12 protein-coding genes and 1 pseudogene are annotated in these 16354 nt (G+C 60.4%); 8 read left to right on the top strand and 5 right to left on the bottom strand.

The window, feature by feature from the left end:
* A pseudogene (locus VN856_RS27680) lies at positions 1-628 on the bottom strand (hypothetical protein); the annotation flags it as partial.
* 448 nt (positions 629-1076) lie between these two features.
* On the opposite strand from VN856_RS27680, the gene VN856_RS27675 reads away from it, so the two are divergent.
* Complete coding sequence (locus VN856_RS27675; protein ID WP_325695254.1) at positions 1077-2480, top strand: MFS transporter; 1404 nt, start codon at positions 1077-1079, stop codon at positions 2478-2480.
* Positions 2481-2629: 149 nt separating this feature from the next.
* Here the strand turns inward: VN856_RS27675 and VN856_RS27670 are convergent, their stop codons facing one another.
* Complete coding sequence (locus tag VN856_RS27670) at positions 2630-3382, bottom strand: alpha/beta fold hydrolase (RefSeq protein ID WP_414687072.1); 753 nt, start codon at positions 3380-3382, stop codon at positions 2630-2632.
* 522 nt (positions 3383-3904) lie between these two features.
* Between VN856_RS27670 and VN856_RS27665 the strand changes: the two genes are divergently transcribed.
* Complete coding sequence (locus VN856_RS27665) at positions 3905-4837, top strand: NADP-dependent oxidoreductase (RefSeq protein ID WP_325695256.1); 933 nt, start codon at positions 3905-3907, stop codon at positions 4835-4837.
* 160 nt (positions 4838-4997) lie between these two features.
* Here VN856_RS27665 and VN856_RS27660 read toward each other — a convergent pair whose 3' ends face one another.
* The 3 genes from VN856_RS27660 to VN856_RS27650 all read right to left on the bottom strand — a co-directional run bounded on the left by VN856_RS27660 (position 4998) and on the right by VN856_RS27650 (position 7498).
* Positions 4998-5933 (bottom strand): aldo/keto reductase, encoded by a 936-nt coding sequence (locus VN856_RS27660; RefSeq protein WP_325695250.1) that lies wholly within the window; start codon positions 5931-5933, stop codon positions 4998-5000.
* A gap of 77 nt (positions 5934-6010) precedes the next feature.
* Positions 6011-6637: a flavodoxin family protein gene (locus tag VN856_RS27655; RefSeq protein WP_325695248.1), complete on the bottom strand. Its 627-nt coding sequence runs from the start codon at positions 6635-6637 to the stop codon at positions 6011-6013.
* A 420-nt stretch (positions 6638-7057) separates the two neighbouring features.
* Complete coding sequence (locus tag VN856_RS27650; RefSeq protein WP_325695246.1) at positions 7058-7498, bottom strand: hypothetical protein; 441 nt, start codon at positions 7496-7498, stop codon at positions 7058-7060.
* Positions 7499-7962: 464 nt separating this feature from the next.
* Here VN856_RS27650 and lpdA point away from each other — a divergent pair, with 464 nt between their 5' ends.
* The 6 genes from lpdA to VN856_RS27620 all read left to right on the top strand — a co-directional run.
* A complete protein-coding gene (gene lpdA / locus VN856_RS27645) occupies positions 7963-9372 on the top strand; it encodes a dihydrolipoyl dehydrogenase (RefSeq protein WP_325695244.1) in 1410 nt (469 codons plus the stop codon).
* Positions 9373-9683: 311 nt separating this feature from the next.
* Positions 9684-10103, top strand: coding sequence for an MmpS family transport accessory protein (locus tag VN856_RS27640; protein WP_325695241.1), 420 nt, complete (start codon positions 9684-9686; stop codon positions 10101-10103).
* Entirely contained in the window at positions 10100-13042 is a 2943-nt protein-coding gene (locus VN856_RS27635) for an RND family transporter (protein ID WP_325695239.1), read from the top strand. The genes VN856_RS27640 and VN856_RS27635 overlap by 4 nt, the downstream gene beginning before the upstream one ends.
* Before the next feature lie 101 nt (positions 13043-13143).
* Positions 13144-14202 (top strand): zinc-binding metallopeptidase family protein, encoded by a 1059-nt coding sequence (locus VN856_RS27630; RefSeq protein ID WP_325695237.1) that lies wholly within the window; start codon positions 13144-13146, stop codon positions 14200-14202.
* Between the two features lie 5 nt (positions 14203-14207).
* Entirely contained in the window at positions 14208-15152 is a 945-nt protein-coding gene (gene glsA / locus VN856_RS27625; protein ID WP_325695236.1) for a glutaminase A, read from the top strand.
* Between the two features lie 441 nt (positions 15153-15593).
* The coding region (locus VN856_RS27620; protein ID WP_325695235.1) for an SDR family NAD(P)-dependent oxidoreductase at positions 15594-16354 on the top strand (761 nt) is incomplete at its 3' end.

The following is a 16354-nucleotide window of genomic DNA, read 5'->3' as shown; positions in this document are numbered from 1 at the left end:
TGTACACCTGCACCTCCGGTGCGTGTCCACACAGACTCGCTGTCGCCCACGCGTGCACCCGGCGGGCTTGTAGCAGAGAGTTCGGTATCTCCAGGACAGTGGCCATGTTGTTGCGGCCCTGGAACAGGTTGTTTCCGTGCTCGAATGCGTCGCTGGCATAACGTTGCTCGGCGAACAAACTGTTGACAAACGTGAAGAAGCCGAACGCGTCGGCCGCCCACAGTTCGGCTGAGCGTCCAACGTAAGCCTGAACCCCATCAGCGGTGTGAACGGATCGCCCGACAATCCCCTCGGCGAGCATTTGACCACCTGCGCCTGGTATCTCATCACCAGTCGCTCGCACCACGCGAAACCTCTGCGCGTGGTCCGCAGGGTTCCCGCCAACATGGTGGGGCTCCTCGAAGACGAATTTGAAAACTACATCCTCTGTTGCATCGCCGCTGATGTCGAAGCGGAAGGCGTAGATGCCTTCCGGGTGGAGCGTCAAAGGTGCGAAGATGCCGGCGTCTGGGTTCGTTGTCAGGATCATCGCGGTCGTGTCCGGAGTCGCTCCCGCGAATAAGTACATGTCCAAGATGTTGAGTCGCGAGTCGTCTTTGGCGACCTGAGTGTCAAAATGGTGAGACATCACTATCCTTTCCCGGCGAGCTGCGACCTAAAGGCCCACGTGGCTGGCCGATGTCAGGCCGCCGTTAATGCGCATGACACTACTGGGTCAGCCAGCCCATATCTAGTGTCAGTCGCGCGGAAAATTGTTCAGCAGCGACTTCATCTGGGTGATGTGACCCAGTTTGCCTCGGGAGGAGGTAGTCTCTGAGGCGTGAGGTTTGGGGAGTCCCGCGGGCCCGCGATCGGATGTGCCAGTTGATGAAGCCGAATGGATCGCCGCGGGCAGGCCGGGATTGGGCGGGCCGCGTGCCTACAGACCCGGGAGGGCCGAAAACTGCCATTGCGCAACGGTGCTCGCGCATCGTGCTGGCTGGTCTGTGCGTTACATCGGCGCCGGAGATCGGTACGAACCGTTATCAGCGGGACGTAGCGTGAGTCTCCGCAACGCAGCGCCCACGAGCAGGGTCATGGTCGTCGCGGTCATGGTGTCGATGGTCGCATTTCTTGATGGGACCGTCGTGAACTTGGCGCTGCCGGCCATCGAACGCGATCTGGGGGGAGGTCTGCCGCTGCAGCAATGGGTCGTCGACGGCTATTTGCTGTCAATGGCAGCATTGATCTTGCCGGGCGGGTCTATCTCGGACCTCTTCGGACGAGTGCTGGTGATGCGTTTCGGCCTCGCCGCGTTCGGCACCGGATCAATCCTCGCGGCGACCGCCAGTTCGCCGTTAATGCTTGTCGCGGCTAGGGCCATCCAGGGTATGGGTGCTGCGTTTTTAGTACCAGGATCCCTGGCGCTGATTAATTCAACGTTTGATCGTGCCGCTCAGCCTGCGGCGATCGGGACCTGGACAGCCTGGACCGGCACCGCGTTCGCGTTAGGACCACTGCTGGGAGGACTTGCCGTGGATCTGCTGACATGGAGGTGGATCTATGCGCTGTCTGCGCTTCCGATGGTCCTCGGTTACGCGCTGACATATTGGTTATGCCCCGTGCAAGCTCCGGCTGAGCATCCCAGAGTCGATGTTGGGGGAGCGGCATTATCGGCAGGCGGACTCACCGCCTGTGTCTACGGACTTATCGAATCCCAACAGCGTGGCTGGACTGATTCTGTCGTAGCGACGTCTGTCTCTGTCGGGGTGATCATGTTGGTGTTCTTCGTGGTGTGGGAGCGTCGCGCAACAGACCCCATGCTTCCCTTGCGCCTGCTGGCGGACCGCAATTTTGCTGGCGCCAACCTCGCCACCGCCTTTGTCTATGGCGGGTTGGCACTGGGATCGCTGGTGATCTCCCTCTACATCCAAGAGGTCGGTGGCTACTCGGCGACGGCTGCAGGAATGGTCACGCTGCCCATTCCCATCATGTCTTTTTTATTCGCCCGCCACGTTGGTGCTCTCGCCGCGCGCGTGGGGCCAGGGTTTTTCCTTGTCATCGGACCGGCATTGGCTGGGACCGGGCTGCTGGTGATCGCATTATCGGCGGGTGCGGTGAATGTTGTTGCGAGTGTAGTGCCGGGCATGATGATGCTGGCGGCGGGGCTGGTGGCCACGGTCACACCGCTGACATCGTTCGCCCTGTCGGCCGTCGATCCCGCACGCAGTGGTCTGGCATCGGCGATCAATAACGCTGTGTCACGGCTGTCGTCACTAATTACGGTGGCGTGTATGGGTTTAATCGCCGCCGGCAGTTTGACCGAGGTCGGTTTCGCCCGGCTGCTGCAAGTCAGCGCAGCCCTCTTTTTCGGCGGCGCGATAACTTGCGGGCTCACCGCGGCTCGATCGGGCGCGAATGTTCACGCTGTTCCGTGTGAAGTCGCCGCGCTCTGCCGCGACCGCGGCGGTGTGCAACCGGCACTGGCCAGCAGCGGCTGACCCCTGACTGTGAGCCGTTGGCGCCCAGGCACGGGTGCGTTCGGGCCTGCCTGCTGGCACACAGAGAGTGCAATGCACTGCTGTGACCTGTTGTGCGAAAATGCTTTTCGAGACTTGCCGCACTGCGACACGCGAGGGATCTGGCGGACTCAACCGTCGAGTGAGAGCCCGCCCAGGAACTGACGGATCAAGGCGACTACATCACCCAGGGCGGTCTCGAGTAGAAAGTGCCCGCCGTCCAGTAGGTGAATCTGCGCCCGTGGGAGATCGTCACCGAACGCGGTGGCACCCGCAGGTCCGAATCCGCCATCGCCTTGACCCCATACCGCCAGGAGCGGGACTTGACTGTCGCGAAAGTATTGCTGCACCTGTGGATACATGCGCACGTTGCTGGCGTAGTCAACAAATAGCCTGAGTTGTACGAGGTCGTTTCCCGGCCGGGATATCAATCTGAAGTCGTGATGCCAGGACTCGGGGTTTAGTAGTGTTTCGTCGCTAACTCCGAAGGTGTACTGCCAGCGGGTGGCATCGAGGGTCAGATTCCATCGCGCTCCTTTTTCTGTTTCCGCATTTTGGACGCTTTGATAGTCCATGATCGGCGCCCAGAACTCTTTGATCAGCCCAGCTTCGTACGCGTTGCCGTTCTGAGTGATGATCGCGGTGATCGCCTCCGGGGCGCGCAGCGCCAGACGCCACCCGATGGGCGCGCCGTAATCTTGAACGTAGAGCCCATACCGGCTGATCCCGAGCTGCTTTAGCAGCGCTGCGGTGATGTCAGCCAGCGCATCAAAGGAGTACTCGAACTCATCGAAACTCGGTGCATCAGACAGGCCGAATCCAAGGTGGTCGGGGGCGACGAGGTGGTAGCGGTCAGCCAATTGCGGGACCAGATCGCGGAACATGTAGGAACTCGTCGGGAAGCCGTGCAGTAACACTAGGACCGGGCTGCTAACGGAACCGGCTTCACGGTAGAAGATTTTGTGCCCATCGACGTCGGCGAAGCGATAGTGAACGTTCTGACTCACGAGTTCTCCTTATTGATGTGAGGGCAAATGCCTTGCGGGTCAGGCCCATCTGCTCTCGATATTGCCGTTGCAGGTGCCGTACCGGCTGCCACCGGCCGGTGAAGACGCAGGGCGACGCGGGCAACATGACAGCTTGCGCAGCTGCAATCATACTGGGTCAGATAGCCCATACTCTAGTGATTCAGGAAGTCCTCGTCGATTGAACCTGAAATAAGTGTTCGTACTGCGGTATCCGGCATTCTTGCGAGCTTCAGTAATAACTGGGTCATGTAGCCCAGTATCAGGTACTCTGGCACGCGCATGGTTCGTGTCGTAACGACCGGAGGAGAACTAATGTCGGATTCTGCGTGCTGCGAGCAGCGGTCCATTGTCGAGTGTGAGCTCGACGGCTCAAAGGAGATGACAGCGCTGCGCGCCCATCGCCAGGGTGGGCCCGAGGTGCTTGTGGTCGAGCGGGCGCCTATTCCGGTTCCGGCGGCCGACGAAGTGTTGGTGGCGGTACACGTTGCCGCGATTACTTTCGACGAGCTCAAGTGGCCACAAACGTGGACTCGGAGCGGTGTGAGCCGTACCCCGGTCATTTTGTCTCACGAAGTGTCAGGTGTAGTGCGTGAGGTCGGCTCAGAAGTGAAGGACGTCAACGCGGGTGACGACGTCTGCGGACTTATTGGATTCGATCGTGATGGCGCTGCTGCCGAATTTGTTGCCGTGCCTGCTGTTGACTTAGCTCAGAAGCCGGCGGGTTTGTCACATGCTGTTGCGGCGGCGTTGCCGCTGGCAGGACTGACCGCTTATCAGGCGTTAGTAGATCGCGCCGCCGTTCAGCCGGGTGAGGCGGTGCTGGTGCATGGAGGTGCGGGCGCGGTAGGGATACTTGCAGTGCAACTTGCTGCGATGCTCGGGGCGGACGTTACCGCGACAGTGCGCAGCGACGCAGCTGAGTTGCTTCGCGGGCTTGGCGCGAAACGAGTCATCGATATCCGTACCGAGGGCTTCGAACGTAGCGATGCCATCTACGACGTGGTGATAGACACCGTTGGCGGGGACACTCTCGAGCGGTCTTTCAAGGTATTGCGCGGCGGCGGGCGATTGGTCACCATCGCTGGTACCCCTGCCGCGGGCAAAGCTGACGAGTACGGAGTCACCGCCAACTTCTTTCTGGTGACCTCTAACCGAGGCCAGCTGACCAAGTTGGCTCAACTCGTTGATAGCGGGCAACTGCACGTCGAGATCGCGGAGACATTTCCGCTCTCCAGGGGTCGGGACGCGTACGCGAGTGGTCAGCGCCCCGGCCGATTGCCTGGCAAGACAATCATTTCGGTCGGGAGCTAAGGCGCGCCGTATGGCGTTGTGCCTCGCCAGCTTTGAGACGCTGAGACATCGATAGGTTGTTGTGAATACCCAAGTAATCACCGGGGATGAATCGCGACGTCCCTGCGCCAGACTTGGTCCAGCACGGGCAGCTGCGGGACTCGCTCGTTGGCTTGCCCAGTCAATTTCCCCGCGGGATGAAGCCCGGGCTGCCGCCGTCAACGACAGTGTTGAACCGCTGCCGGGTTGCGATCCGGTTAATTGCATCGAATGCATCTTCGGGTAGGGCGCGGACGTCGAAATTCTCGCGGGCTCGTGCGGCAGATTTCGGGGTAGTGAGCAACGCGGTACCCCGCTGCACGGCCCAAGCCAGCAGAACCTGCGCGGGTGTTCTTCCGAGTCGTGCAGCGACAGCCGCGACCACGGGGTCTCCCAGGGGACCAGGTGAGATTCCGTGGCCCAAAGGGGCAAATGCCAAAAACACCAGGCGCTCTTCCTTGCAAAACTGTAGAAGTTCCGTTTCAGGCAGGTAGGGGTGTGCTTCGACTTGGACCACGGCCGGCTTGATCCTGGCATGTTCGTAGAGAATCGACAGCACGGATAACGAAATATCCGATAGTCCGATGGCGCGGGACCTTCCTTGGTCCACCAGGGTTTCCATCGCCCGCCAGGTGTCGATCAGGGTTACGCCGCGATCGTAGATGATTTGACCGTTCTCATCTCGGGGGTCCTGATCGTCGCCCGGCTGGAATGCGAACGGCGTGTGCATGAGGTAGAGATCGACATAGTCGAGTCCGAGTCGGTCAAGACTTGCCAGGAGAGCGGTCGCGACCCGTTCAGGTCGGTGATTGGTGTTCCACAACTTTGTCGTGACAAAGATGTCCTCGCGTTTGATCGCTCCGGAAGTCAGGCCCGTGTGCAGTGCTTCGCCAACTTCGCGTTCATTGCGATACCGCTCCGCGCAGTCGAAGTGTCGGAATCCGGCTTCCAGTGCACCTTTGGTCGCCCGTGCCGTGAGCACTGGATCTGAAATCAGGGTTCCAAACCCGAGGGCGGGTAATTGCCCCGCGCAATGACGTAACGGCAGTCGAAAGGTCCTGAAGTCAGTGTCGGTCACGGCGACGGCCTCCGTAGTTGTTCCCAGCCCGAGGGGGCCTTGTTGCATCTTGATGTGTCGACAGCGCTTTTGCCGCGTCAGCCCGACTTCTCTCGCTTGTCAAAGGTGAAGTCGTGGTACGGGGTTGACGGGGTTTTGCCTGTGGCTACAAATGTGGCGAAACGTTCGCCGTAGGCTCGGGCAGTGCAGAGATCGGCAGGTGACATGTCGGCGGGATCGTTATGTGGACTGCTCGCCATGACACCGGTGTAGGCGCCAATGAAATTCAGACTTTCTCGCGGCGCGTTCTTGTCGAAGCCGATTGCCGGCTTCATCCCTGAGCCAATCCAGACCATGCCGTGCTGCATCGCTAGGGTCCAGAAGTAGGTCAGCGTCGAAAACTTGTCTCCGCTCATCGCCGCGGAGTTCGTAAACCCACCCGCGAACTTGTCGCGCCAGAGTGTCGGAACCCAGGTTCGGTGGTTGGTGGCGTCGGCGAACCGCTTGAACTGCCAGGATGGTCCGCCCATGTGTGTCGGGCAGCCGAACAGGATCCCATCGGCGCGTGTGAGAGTGTCCCACCCCGCATCCGCAACTTCACCATCCTGCTTGATGCCTACCAGATCGACACGTGCGCCAACCGCCTGCGCCCCTTCATAAACGGCTTGGGCTTGGCGCCACGTGTGTCCGTAGTCCGAATGACAAATTACTGCTACGACCGCCATTGTTGATGCCCTCTCCTCTTGAGTTCCCTCTCCGGCGTCTCTGACTGTCTTCATCACCCGGACAGCATCTGACACCGGCGCGGGTGGCCTGCGTGTGTGCGAGTTCAGTTGGGCTAGTTGACCTGGCTCGTCTTGACAGCACCACGACATCACTCGTATAACTGGGTCAGAGCACCCAGTATGAACTGGTAAGCCCTGACGCGCAAGGTGCGAGACATTGAAGAATTCGAATGCTGTTTCAAGTAGAGACAAAGTGCACCTGCATGATGACGTCGGTTGCGGCGGGCTCATGGCCGGCGAGGACGCGGCGCGCGCAACCTCAACGCCAACTGAATTCGGGGAAGCCCACTGTGCACGAGCGGAATTCACGTCATCGTCAACTCGCGCGTACCTAGGTTGGGGCCGTGTAGCGGGCAGCCGTTACCTTCGTATACTGTTTCGTTCGACGATTGCCCGAGTCGCCATCGACAAGACGGTCTTATGGGTCAGGTCGATAACAAGCTCACGCCTCGACCACGTCCACGGCATACCTCCCAACCCAGCGGCACGGACAGCGGCAGCGTTCCCGAGCGACATCATCAACGCATTCAGTGCGATCGCCTCGGCCATGGGAATAGGACGCAGAACGTTGGCCGTCGCCAAAGCAATAGCGGCGAGCGTGCCTTGTCCAAGCTCGAGGGCGGTCTCACGCTGAAAACCGGGCTTCGCCTCACGTTTGGCGATCACTTCAACGAGCCGGATGGGTAAATCGCTCGGCGCACGACGCGTCAGGCCGATCTCAACATACTGCGACACCGACATAATCACACTTGCCACTGCGGCCTGAAGGGTAAAGCGCCCAATACCTTTTAGCACGCACATCGCTCTCTCCTTATCGTCGTGCTTTATTCCAGTGCGCGGTCACCAGGGTGAAATCATCTCGTCTGCCCTGTGGCATCGGCCTGTCCTCCCGCTATCGGCTCCTCGTTAGCCTGTACCGTAGTGAGCGAGACGCCTGCATGCTACGACGGTCTGGGCTGAGCATCCCAGTTCGATACTAGCGACGCAACTGCGAGATGAGAAGTCCTTGCGGGTCCGTGAAAGCCACAAACGCTACATCTCGCACTGAATAAGATTAGACTGGGAAGTGTGGCCCACTTTGTCACACGCTGATGAGGGCGACGTTGCGATCACACGGGTGAGCATCCATTCCCTCCAAGCGGAGAGATCACGGACCGACAAGCGGATTCGGTGGCAGCGCCCGGACGCGGAAGTGGCAACGCAGCCATGGCTCACACAACAACGGCCAACGCGGTAATGAACTGAGGGAGCTAGCGAGGACAGCCATGCACTACGACGTGGTGGTTTTGGGTGCGGGCTCTGGTGGTTATGTAGCCGCGATTCGGGCCGCCCAGTTGAACCTCAAGGTGGCCATCGTCGAGGCTCAGTATTGGGGAGGGGTGTGTCTGAATGTAGGGTGCATTCCGTCGAAGGCGCTGCTGCGCAATGCCGAAATAGCACATCTGGTCCAGCACCAGGCTGCCACATTCGGCATCGAGGGCGCGATCTCAATGCGCTATGACGCCGCCTTCGACCGCTCCAGGATGATCGCCACCGCACGAGTCAAGGGTCTGCGTTTCCTGATGCGCAAGAACAAGATCGACGAGTACGAGGGCAAGGGCACCTTCACCGATCGGCATTCGCTGCGTGTCGATGGTGAAAACGGAGCTCAAATACTGCGTTTCGACAATGCCATCATCGCTACCGGCGCTACGCCCAAGATGGTGCCCGGACTGGTCCGCAGCAGCCGGGTACGTACTTACGAACAGCAGATCATGTCGCGCGAACTGCCTGAGTCGATCGCCATCATCGGCGCCGGGCCAATTGGGATGGAATTTGCATACGTGCTGCGCAACTACGGCGTTGCGGTCACAGTAATCGAAGCTCTCGACCGGGTCCTACCCAATGAAGACCTCGACGTCTCCAAGGAGCTGGCCAAAGCCTACCGCGGGCTGGGCGTGCACCAACTGATGTCGACGCGCATCGTGAAGGCCGTGGAATCCGATAGTGCAGTAACGCTGAGCTATCAACAGGACAGTTCCGATGTTACGGAGATGCTCACGGTAGACGCTGTTCTCGTCGCAGCAGGTTTCGCACCCAACGTTGTCGGCTATGGCTTGGAAGTGCTTGGTGTGGATACGGATTCACGCAACGCGGCGATCGTCATTGACGAGACGATGGCCACCTCGGTGACCGGCATCTATGCAATCGGCGACGTCACGGCGAAGATGATGCTGGCCCATGTCGCCGAAGCCCAGGGCATCATCGCCGCAGAGACGATCGCACAAGCGCCCACGGTGGGCATCGACGATTACGCGATGATGCCGCGCGTGACCTTCTGTCAACCTCAAGTGGCGTCATTCGGCCTGACAGAAGAACAGGCCCGCGCGAGCGCCGCATCCCGGGGCGGCGACGTGGCGATCGCGACGTTCCCCTTCCGCGCCAACGGAAAAGCCCATGGACTCGGCGATCCGACAGGCTTTGTGAAGGTGATTGCCGACACCGCCCACGGGGAGCTGCTCGGTGCGCACCTCATTGGTCCCGACGTAGGGGAGTTGTTACCCGAACTCACACTCGCACAGCGCTGGGATCTCACCGTTAACGAACTGGTGCGCAACGTCCACACCCATCCCACCCTGTCCGAAGCGCTCCAAGAGGCCTTCCATGGACTCAGCGGCCACATGATCAATTTCTAGGCCGCCGTGAGTGGTCTGACAGCGGTGCCCACTTGGTGAACTCCGCGGCCGTAGGCGGCCGATGGGATGGACGTTGTTCTCGAGCACCAAAAATCATAAGTGGGTTGCATAACCCACTGAAGGCGTTAAGCTGAGTTTCGCTCGTGCCGCGACAGGAGGAGCAGCGATGCAAGGTGACAAGGACGATCGACGTGTCGATCACAATCTTCGATCACACCCCGATCGGCGTCCCGCCTTACGTCCCGTGCTCTGCGCTGGTTCGCCCTGCTACCCGAAGGACCGCCATCGTGGCTGTTTCTAGGGGCCGTCGGATGGTGAACAGGCTCTGGGTACAGATGGTGACGCTAGTCGTGGTTGTCGTCGCAGGCTTCGCCATCAACAGTTTCCACGGCATCTTCGGTTCACAGGACCGCACAAAGAGCTCCGGTAACAAATTCGTGATCGCCCAGTTCAATCCGAAAAATATCAAATACGAGGTCTTCGGCGAGTTCGGCGGATGGGGTCGCGTGAGCTATTGGAATGTCGATTCCAAGCCTGTCGAAGTGAACCTGTCCGCCCTACCGTGGTCGCACATTGAGACCACCACTATGACGACAGCGACCGCCGACATCACTGCCCAGGCCGCCGGTGGAAATATCGGCTGCCGAATCACAATTGACGATCAAGTGCGGTCTGAACACACGGCGACGGGGGATCACGCTGGTGTATGGTGCCAGGTGCTTTCGGCATGAGCGACCACGACGGCACAGCGCCTGTCCGTGTTCGGGAACCTGAGGATCCTGCAGCTCAGGACCCCCCAACTCCAGATCCAGCACCGAAGCGGCCGTTCATCGCGCGCAACATTCGACGGTTCGCCCCCTTGGTCGTCCTGGCCTGGTTGGCGTTGCTGTTCGTGCTCAACACGATTGTTCCGCAGCTGGAGCCGGTAGTTGACGCAAACCGCGAGCCGCTGGTGCCTGTCGATGCCCCCTCGGTCAAGGCGCTCAAGCACATTGGTGAAGTCTTCCGCGAGGGCGACAGCAACTCTCTGGTCTTCATCCTGTTCGAAGCCGATCACAAACTCGACGAGAAGGATCATGCCTTCTACAACGAGATGGTCGCCAAGCTCCGTCACGACGAGCACGTCCAGTACGTGATGAACCTGTGGGGTGAGGGAACGACCGCCGCCGGCGTACAGAGCAACGACGCGAAGGCGACCTACACTCTGGTGCGCGTCGCCGGTGATATCGGCTCGACACTCAACGACAGATCCATCACCTCGGTCACCGACATCCTCAAACATCTGCAGCCACCACCCGGACTGAAGGTCTACGCGTCGGGATCCGCAGTTTTATCGGCGGACATGATCCACGTCGGTGACGCCAGCCTCAAAATAATCATGTTCGTCACGATCGTGTTGATCTCTGTGATGCTGCTGGTCGTGTACCGTTCGATCCCCACCGCGTTCCTCATCCTGACAATGGTGCTCGTGGAACTGTTCTGTGGCCGCGGAATCGCCGCATTCATGGTGTATCACCACTTAATCCAAATCTCGGTGTTCGCGGCAAATACTTTGGTGTCGTTGATTTTAGGTGCGGGCACCGACTATGCAATCTTCTTGATCGGCCGCTACCAAGAAGGGCGTCTGGCCGGGTCGAGTCGAGAACAGTCTTACTACTGCGCGATCAGCGGTGTGTCCCACGTCATTCTGGGATCCGGGTTCGCCGTCGCCGGTGCCATGTTCTGCATGAAATTCACCAGGCTCAACTACTTCAACACCTGCGCTGCCCCGTGCGCGGCGGGAATTCTGGTGGCGGTCGCCGCGGCGCTCACCTTCGGGCCGGCGGTACTCACGATCGGCAGCCGTTTGGGCGCCTTCGAGCCGAAGAAACATCAGACAGGGCACGGGATTTGGGACAAGGTGGGCACCGTCGCCGTGCGCTGGCCCGGGCGGATCCTGTTGCTCGGTTGCGCGGTGGTGCTGATCGGATCGATGACGTTGGTCAGCTACTACCCTAACTATGACGACCGCATCTACTTGGCCCACAGTGTCCCGGCCAACCAGGGCTATGACGCCAGCGACCGCCATTTTCCAGTCAGTCACCTGAACGCCGACATGTTGATGGTCGAGTCTGACCACGACCTCCGCAACGCCACGGACATGATCGCCGTCGACCGGGTAGCACGGTCGATCATCCACACACCCGGCGTGGGCATGATTCAGGCGGTCACACGACCCTTGGGCCGCCCGCTGGAACACACCTCGTTCCCATACACGATCGGCACCCTGGGCACGAAAGTCAAAGAGGTGCTTCCTTTTTTACATGACATCAATAACCGACTCAAAGACATCTCGACGGTCACCCAGCACCTGACCGACCTCACTCACCGCCAGCAGGAATTGACTGCTCAACAGGCAGGAGCTGCGCACCTGCAGGCCGAGGCGGCACGGCAAATGAGTGAGACTGTCAACGCGCTGCGCGACAGCTACGCCAATTTCGACGACTATTGGCGCCCGCTGCGCAGCTACTTTTATTGGGAGAAGCACTGTTTCGACATCCCGATCTGCCAGTCGTTCCGGGGACTGTTCGACGCGACCGATCAGTTCGACGGACTGGCTCAGGGCCTGGAGAAAAACCTGCAGGCCGCGCTCATCCAGGACCGCGTTACCCCGCAACTGGTGCAGATCCTCAAAGAAAACGCCGCCCAGTTCGACCACTTGAACAAAATCGTGCTTGAGGAGAACAGCACCCTCGAACCGCAACTAACCCAGCTCGACGAACTAGGCCGTCAGTTAATGGACTTCGGCACCGCGTTCGACGTCTCGCAAAATGACGAGTTCTTCTATCTGCCGCCAGATTCCTTCGCGAATCCCTACTTCCAGATCGACGAGAAGTACTTCATCTCCCCGGACGGCCATGCGGCCCGCTATCTCATCTACCACGATGGGGAGGCCCTCACCGAGGCTGGCATCCACCATGACCAAATGTATCTGCCTGCGGCTAAAGAGGCCCTCAAAGGAACGACGCTGGCCGGGGCGCACGTGTATCTGGGCGGCGGAACCGCCACGTACTGGGACATCAAGGACGCGACCAGAATCGACTTGCTGATCGCGGCGACAGCAGCGTTCTCGTTGATCTTCCTGGTCATGCTGTTCATCACAAGAGCCATCATCGCGGCCCTGGTAATCGTTGGGACGGTGGCGTTCTCCTTCTCCGGCGCGTTCGGAATGTCCGTGCTGATCTGGCAAAACCTGCTCGGCATCCCACTTGCGTGGTGGAACATCGTCTTCTGCTTCATCCTGCTGGTGGCCGTCGGATCGGACTACAACCTGCTGCTCGTTTCCCGCTATCTCCATGAAAGCGAGGCGGGCCTCAACACCGGCCTGATCCGGGCGGTGACGAAATCCGGTCGGGTCGTCACCACCGCCGGAATCGTGTTCGCCGTCACGATGATGGCCATGGTGTCCAGCGATCTCACATCCGTCGGCATGTTCGGCTCAACGGTCGGCATCGGCCTGCTGCTCGACACCCTGATCGTGCGGTCATTGATCACACCCGCGCTCGCACGCCTACTCGGCCCCTTCTTCTGGTGGCCGCGCCTGATCCCGCAACGGCCAGCCCGCCGAGGCAGCGGAGCTGTCGCACCGCAACCACCTCGCAAAGATGATCTATTTCGAAAGGTGCTGTGAAAAGAAAGAAGTCACGGCTTCCGGTGCTTAACCGGCCATCAGATTTCTGACCGAGGAGGTCTCATGACGGCAATCGCTTCCAACGTGGGCGGACTCTGACCATGCGCGCGTCCAGGTGCCCCAACTGTGGGCAGGCAGTGCCGTTCGAGGCGCAGCAGTGCCCGACGTGTGCCGTGATGGTCGGTTACCACCTCCCATCGCGGCGGATGGTGTGCGTACCGTCGCAAACACTCACCATGGACGGCCGTCGCTGGGTTCGCTGCGCACACTGGGAGCGGGGGTGCAACTGGTTAGCCCCCGACGACTCTGCAGCCGGTTGCTGCTTCGCCGACAGTTTCGTGCGCGAGGGACCCGCGCCGGATGATACCGAGGCGATGTCCGAACTCGACTCGACGCTCAAGGAGCTGCGGCGGTTGATCTTCGAGCTGATCGACCTGGGCCTGCCCGTCCATCCGTACTACGCCGACCCCCAAGGACTGGCATTCGACCTGGTGTCGAGCAAGACGCTGGCGCGGCCGGTGACGATAGGTCACTCGAACGGCGTGATCACCATCGACCTGGCCGAGTCGCTGGAGCTCTACCGCGAGCATCTACGCATCAAACTGCATGAGCCCTATCGCACGATGCTGGGCCACTTCCGTCACGAGGTCGGCCACTACTACGAGATGCTGCTCGTGCAGAACACCCCGCTCATCGACGACGCCCGGGCGATGTTCGGCGACGATCGGCAGGACTACCAGGCCGCGCTGCAACGCCACTACAACGGCGAGGCACCGGCGAACTGGCAGTACGACTTCATCTCGGAGTACGCCACCGCCCACCCGTGGGAGGACTTCGCCGAAACCTGGGCCCACTATCTGCACATCACCGGAACCCTCGCCACGATTGCGGATTCGGGCCTGGTCATCGAAGCTGATCGGGTGAAGTGGGACCTGCCCGCCAATGTCAATGCACGGGAGTCCTACGCCGACGCCACCATCGAGGACATCATGGCCGACTGGTGCGTGCTGTCGGGGGTGCTCAATCGGGTCAACAACTCGATGGGCCACGACGATCTATACCCGTTCACCATCCACCCGCACGTCGTCGCAAAGCTCGGCTTCATCCATCAAGTGGTGACCACGGCTGCAACTCAACATGCTGCGGTGAAACAGAAGTGACTCCCTTGGCCAGTACACCAATCGACCCCGACCGGATCGCCACGGCGGTCACCGCCACACACGCCAGACACAAGAAGAACCGGCGCGGCAAGAACGCCCGCTACATACCGGCATTAGCGGAGGTGGACCCGCAGCTGTTCGGGATCTGCGTGGCAACCGTTGACGGTCAAACCTTTTCGGCCGGCGACGCCGACACTGAGTTCGCTCTGGAGTCGATCTCGAAGGTATTCACCGCTGCGCTCGCTATGGAACAAGTCGGCGCGCGGGCGTTTCACCGCAAGGTGGGCGCCGATCCCACAGGCGAGGCATTCAATTCAGTTCTGGCGCTGGAACTTCATAACAACAAGCCGATGTCGCCGATGGTCAACGCAGGCGCGATGACAGCAGCCAGTTTGGTTTCGGCCACCGACGCCGACGACCGCTGGCGCCAGATCCTGGAGATCCAAAGCAATTTCGCCGGTCGCCCGATCAGCGTCGGCGAACAGATCGTCGCCTCCGAACGCGCCACCAATTTTCAGAACCGGGCGATCGCGTGGCTGCTGCTCTGCGGCGGATACATGTATTGCGACCCGATGGAGGCCGTCGACATCTACACCCTGCAGTGCTCGACGCTGGTCACCACCGTGGACCTGGCCATCATGGGCGCAACCCTGGCTAACGGGGCCGTCAACCCGGTCACCGGTAAACGCGTCATTGCGCGAGCCAACGTGCCACCGGTGCTGGCCTTGATGACGATGGAGGGCCTGTACACCACCTCCGGCGACTGGGCCTATACCGTCGGGCTGCCCGCCAAGAGCGGCGTCGGAGGCGGTCTAGTGGCGGTGTCGCCGGGCAAGCTGGCGATCGCCGCCTTCTCCCCGCCGCTGGATCAGGCCGGCAACAGTGTGCGTGCTCAGGCCGCGATCGCCCAGATCGCGCATACTCTTGAGCTGGGGCTCTTCAATACGTAGCGCCGGCCTACATTACTTCGCTTTGAATCACATTGTCCTACAGACGATTAGGAAATTCGCAGGACTTTGGTGCTGTCCGTTTCATGATCCCCAGCACCCACGATGACACTGAGCACTTAGGGGCCTTCCTTGCGGACTGCGGTTGGCCCACATCAGGCCGAACGGGGGTAAATAGTCTTACTGGGCTATGCAGCCCATATCCAGTGCCTATCGAGTGGAAAAGGTGTCAGCTGTTGGCAGCGGCGCCCCACCAGAACTCACCCGGGTGAAACAACGCTGGGGTGATGACGGCTCACCCCGCCGGGCAGCAGACTGATGCCAGTTCAACGTCGACATACGTGGCGCCAAGTGTCGTCGCCAGGGCTACAACTCTTCTTGCCGGGCAAAGGCGGAAATGGCCAAGCAGAAGTCGCCGAGAATGATTAGTAGAAGGGTCTCACTATGCACTTCGATTCCAAGAAGGTCATCGTCGTCGGAGGCAGCGCCGGTATGGGCCGGCAGGTCGCTGTTGACATCGTGCGCCACGGCGGCAGCGCGGTGATCGTCGGACGCTCGAAAGACCGTGTTGATGACACCGTGACCGAACTCACCGGCGGTGGTGGCCAAGCGTGGGGGATCACTGCCGAGTTGACCGATCGCAGCGCGGTCGCCGATGTGCAGCGTGCGGTTTCCGAGCATCACGGCGACGCGACACTGCTGGTCAACGCGGCTGGATTCTTCATCCCGAAGGCGTTTGTCGAGTACGACGCGCAGTTCTACGACTCCTACATGGAGCTGAATTACGCCCTGTTCTTCCTGACGCAGACCGTCGTTGAGGGCATGATCGCCCGTGGGGACGGCGGCTCCATCGTCAACATTGGCAGCATGTGGGCACATCAGGCGATCGGTCTGACACCATCGTCTGGCTACTCGATGCAAAAGGCCGGCCTGCATGCGCTGACCCATAACCTCGCCATCGAGCTTGCCGAGCACCAGATTCGGGTCAACGCGGTGGCACCGGCCGTCGTCAAGACCCCACTCTACGAGGGCTTCATTCCCAAAGACGAGATCGACGCCACGCTCGATACTTTCGCGCCGCTTCACCCATTGGGACGAGTTGGCACTCCGGCCGACGTGGCCAACGCCGTCACCTATCTGCTTTCTGATGAAGCCAGTTGGGTCACCGGCACGATTCTCAACGTCGACGGCGGCATCATGGCCGG

This window comes from Mycobacterium sp., from assembly GCF_035603715.1.
In the GTDB taxonomy this organism is placed as follows: Bacteria; Actinomycetota; Actinomycetes; order Mycobacteriales; family Mycobacteriaceae; genus Mycobacterium.
This window is presented reverse-complemented; position numbering and strand designations above follow the sequence as displayed.

Excerpts from the sequence above, each read along its gene's own strand:
- VN856_RS27655 (WP_325695248.1), bottom strand. The coding sequence starts at position 6,637 with ATGGCGGTCGTAGCAGTAATTTGTCATTCGGACTACGGACACACGTGG.
- VN856_RS27675 (WP_325695254.1), top strand. The coding sequence starts at position 1,077 with ATGGTCGTCGCGGTCATGGTGTCGATGGTCGCATTTCTTGATGGGACC.
- VN856_RS27635 (WP_325695239.1), top strand. The coding sequence starts at position 10,100 with ATGAGCGACCACGACGGCACAGCGCCTGTCCGTGTTCGGGAACCTGAG.
- VN856_RS27650 (WP_325695246.1), bottom strand. The coding sequence starts at position 7,498 with ATGTGCGTGCTAAAAGGTATTGGGCGCTTTACCCTTCAGGCCGCAGTG.
- VN856_RS27670 (WP_414687072.1), bottom strand. The coding sequence starts at position 3,382 with ATGTTCCGCGATCTGGTCCCGCAATTGGCTGACCGCTACCACCTCGTC.
- VN856_RS27665 (WP_325695256.1), top strand. The coding sequence starts at position 3,905 with ATGACAGCGCTGCGCGCCCATCGCCAGGGTGGGCCCGAGGTGCTTGTG.
- lpdA (WP_325695244.1), top strand. The coding sequence starts at position 7,963 with ATGCACTACGACGTGGTGGTTTTGGGTGCGGGCTCTGGTGGTTATGTA.
- VN856_RS27640 (WP_325695241.1), top strand. The coding sequence starts at position 9,684 with ATGGTGAACAGGCTCTGGGTACAGATGGTGACGCTAGTCGTGGTTGTC.
- VN856_RS27630 (WP_325695237.1), top strand. The coding sequence starts at position 13,144 with ATGCGCGCGTCCAGGTGCCCCAACTGTGGGCAGGCAGTGCCGTTCGAG.